Source organism: Acidilobus sp. (genome assembly GCF_049973875.1).
GTDB lineage: Archaea > Thermoproteota > Thermoprotei_A > Sulfolobales > Acidilobaceae > Acidilobus.
The window spans coordinates 1-3,404 of record NZ_JBMFJI010000055.1; the positions used below are offsets into that span (position 1 = coordinate 1).

Sequence of the window (3,404 nt, forward strand, 5' to 3'; positions counted from 1 at the left end):
GACCCCCCGCGTCGTGGCTGGGAGCTCTGCTCCCTACCCTAGGCGCGGGGGGTCGGACAAGGGGCATGAGGACGAGAGGTTGAATACAAATTCATGAAACCTCAATGAAAGTCTGACCCCCCCAGGGCGAGCTCCTGGTTACTATGCAGCTCACCAGCGCGCCTCCCCTGGCCAGCGCCCTGGAGGCCTCTGCAATAGCTGCCGCCGGGTCGCTCAGGAAGCAGAGCGTCACAACGAATATCACCGCGCCGACCGAGGAGTCCCTGAGCGGCAGCGCCTCGGCCCTGCCCTGGACGCTCTGTACGCCCCTCCTCAGGGCGAGCCTGGCCATGTTGACGCTAGGCTCCACGCCCAGGCAGCCGAGCCTTGAGGCGAAGAAGCCCGTGCCCGAGCCCACCTCCACGCAGGGCCTCCCGGCCCCCTCGACGGCCTTCATCAGGGCCTTGACCTCGTTCTCGGCGGTGACGGCGTTCCTGGAGAACCAGGAGTCGTACCTTGAGTGCAGCCTCTCGAAGGGCTCCCAGCCCAAGCGGCCACCCTGCCTGCTGCGCACGCTTAACGTAAAATTACTGAGCCCCGCCGGCGGCCAGACTAGGACACACTGCTGGAGTCCCACGGCTATAAGTTCTTCGCAAGCGAGGTTCCATGGAAGGCGGCAGCTGAGAACGCTGATAAGCAATGAGGGTGCCAGAGACACCGTTCTTAACATTTATATATTCTTGCACCTAACTTAAAATGAAAGGGGCTTAATGAGCTCTGATATGACAACTATTTCAGTCATAGTCACAGCATACAACAGGAGACAGTACCTGCCCTACGCCCTGCGAAGCCTTGAGGGGCAGACGCTCCCAAGGGACAGGTTCGAGGTCATAGTGGTGAAGAACTTTGAGGACAGGGAGAGCGACGGGATAATTCACAGGAACGGCTGGAAGGACGTTTACAGTGACGAGGAGTACTACGGCAGGTTCCTGCTGGCGGGCCTCGAGGAGGCCAATGGCGACATTGTGACGTTACTCGATGACGACGACATGTACAGGGAGGACAGACTCTCATATATTTATAGGGTCTTTGCTTCGTCACGTGAGGTGGTTTACTTCCACAACGAGCAGGTAATAATTGACGAGGAAGGTAAAGTGATCTCCGATAAGAGCCCACTCCCTGCGGTCAAAGACCGTAGAGATTTCGTCATTAGCTCTTCCCTGCTCTCAGAAGTTGAGGACAGACTGGGTGTCTGTTACTATCAGCTGCTCCATGCCCTCAGGAAGTTTGATTCACGCATTGACTTCAATAACAGCTCTATTGCAGTTAAGAGGGAGGTGCTTGAGAGGGAAAAGCTGAAGACTCAGGAGGGGGCAGGATTTGATAATATGCTTTTTGCCTTAGCCCTGAGGCCCAAAGGCGAGCGTTCATTACTTTACCTTACAGTTGAGCCGCTCACGTATTATAGGATTCATGGTAACAGCTTTTCTGCTAAAGTCTCTGGCAGGCTTAAGGCCTCTCGTATCGACGACACGAGGCTGGTTGAAAGGATGTTGTGGCTTCTGAAGGCAAACAAGGGGGCCATCCGCGTGGCTGAAGAGCTCCCAAAAGTGTGTAAATGTAATGATTATGAGCTGTATGCAGCCTACTTAAGGCTGGGGGCCCTGTACCTTCCAACGCGACCTGCCAGGGAGCTCTCGCAGAGCTTAATGTTGCGGCCCTCCGAGCTTCTCAGGTTCCTTCGCTGCGACCTGGTAAACTCTGCACTGTCGCAGGAAAGGGGCGCCGCCTCGCTAGTTAAGCACGAAGCATGGCTACTAATATACATGATGCTCTCCTATGTGTTGGCCTTCATAGACAGGGTGACCCCTCGCGGCTCCGACGTCCCCTTACGCCTCAGGAGGGCGATTGAGAAGATAAGAGCAAGGGGCGAGGCTTAAGCTTCCCTGATGATGGGTGTGTTGAATTATTAATTGTGTTCCCAGAGCTACTGATTTCCGTGAGCTGGTACGGAACAGGCTTAAGAGTCCTGTCCAGACCCTCTTACCTAAACGTGGAGGCTGTGGGCTTCCAACTAGCTAAGGAAGCTTAAACCATTAGCCTTAACCCTGCCCCTTCTTCACTGCATATATGTAGCCATGCTTTGGGTCAAACGGCCTGTAAGCGAGCCTGCCGCCAGAGTAGAACCCTGAGTACATAACCTCGAAGCCCTCCTCCATGAGCTTTTTGGCGAGGGGCTCATAACCATCATGGTACTCTATCAGGACCTCCCTGAGCCCGCCTAACCTCCTGCTGTAAGGTATAGAGCCGTACTCGCACCCCTCGCAGTCCATCTTCAGGACCTCGAAAGGCCCGTGCCTTTCAATGAGGGAGTCAAGCGTGCAGGTCGGCACCTCATGGCCGCCGCTGCTGTCCGCCCTCTCTGCGCTAAAGCCTACATCTATTTCTTCCTCCGTGAGCCTTAGTATTTTACCTTCGTCCCTTCCGACGGCGCAGTTGAGGAGCGTCACCCTGTCCGAGAGTCCGTTTACCTCAACGTTCTTCTTGGCTGCCTGGAAAGCCCAGGGGGAGGGCTCGACGGCGACGACCCTCCTCGCGCCCCTCAGGGCAAAGTATATCGCCGAGTCCCCCACGAATGCGCCTACGTCAAGCACCGACCTGCCCTCCACGTTAAGCATGGCATAGTCGCCTAAGGTAAGATCTGCGTTACGCCAGAAATAGAGCACTGCCCTGCAAATAGAGCACTGCCCTGCTTCCGTTGACCTCCATCGCTATTGAATTAAAATCATCGGAGACCCCGATAAGCCTGCAGCACTTCACACCATAAAGAGTTGTAAGGCTTGTTAGCCCTGGTGGCGGTGCGCCTTTCTGGGAGGCCATTTCTATCAACTTCCTCTTAACCTCCGCGCTGACGCCATCCAGTACCATCAGCCTCGCGACGGCGCCCAGTAGGCGCGCGTCCCCGCTCAGCTCGACGCCCAGCCTCGTCCTGGCCCTGGCCCTCCCCCTCAGGACTAAGTTGAGCAGCACCATGGGCCAGTTGCTGTAGGCCCCGCTGTAGAGCCTGAGCACCTCCCTTGACCTAGTTATGTAGCGCAGCGTCCGCATTGTCCCCTCTCACAGCTTTCACGTTTCCTTATCACTTAAAAGCCCTCCGGATGACGACGGCAGCCGGAGGGCCTGACGTTAAGAGCCCGTTTTCCACCTTCGCTGTTGAAGCCAGCCCCCAGCAGGGTAAGGCCTCACGGGCTCAGCGCCTTCACCCAAGCCGCGGCGGCCTGCTGGAGCACCTGCATAGGCGATGATGTAGGTGACGACAGCCACTCGAACACGGGCCCGTTGAACGAGGGTATGAGAACCGGGTAGGTCTGGGGCAGCGTCGGCGGGGTGGCTGTGGCGTTCTCGTTAGCCACAAGTATGGCCCT

Annotated in this window: 4 protein-coding genes and 1 pseudogene; 1 reads left to right on the forward strand and 4 read right to left on the reverse strand. The window is 56.8% G+C overall.

Annotated elements, in window-relative coordinates:
- Nucleotides 1–91: 91 nt before the first annotated feature.
- The gene (locus ACP5H1_RS08150; protein WP_427973947.1) at nt 92–529 is read right to left on the reverse strand and encodes a class I SAM-dependent methyltransferase; all 438 of its coding nucleotides are present in this window, start codon (nt 527–529) and stop codon (nt 92–94) included.
- A gap of 220 nt (nt 530–749) precedes the next feature.
- Between ACP5H1_RS08150 and ACP5H1_RS08155 the strand changes: the two genes are divergently transcribed.
- On the forward strand, nt 750–1,919 hold the full coding sequence (locus ACP5H1_RS08155; protein WP_427973950.1) for a glycosyltransferase family 2 protein: 1,170 nt from the start codon (nt 750–752) through the stop codon (nt 1,917–1,919).
- Between the two features lie 162 nt (nt 1,920–2,081).
- On the opposite strand, the gene ACP5H1_RS08160 is transcribed toward ACP5H1_RS08155, so the two are convergent.
- The 3 genes and pseudogenes from ACP5H1_RS08160 to ACP5H1_RS08170 form a co-directional block, all read right to left on the reverse strand.
- The gene (locus tag ACP5H1_RS08160; RefSeq protein WP_427973952.1) at nt 2,082–2,657 is read right to left on the reverse strand and encodes an FkbM family methyltransferase; all 576 of its coding nucleotides are present in this window, start codon (nt 2,655–2,657) and stop codon (nt 2,082–2,084) included.
- 28 nt (nt 2,658–2,685) lie between these two features.
- Nucleotides 2,686–3,087, reverse strand: coding sequence for a hypothetical protein (locus ACP5H1_RS08165; RefSeq protein ID WP_427973955.1), 402 nt, complete (start codon nt 3,085–3,087; stop codon nt 2,686–2,688).
- A gap of 134 nt (nt 3,088–3,221) precedes the next feature.
- A pseudogene (locus tag ACP5H1_RS08170) lies at nt 3,222–3,404 on the reverse strand (carbohydrate ABC transporter substrate-binding protein); the annotation flags it as partial.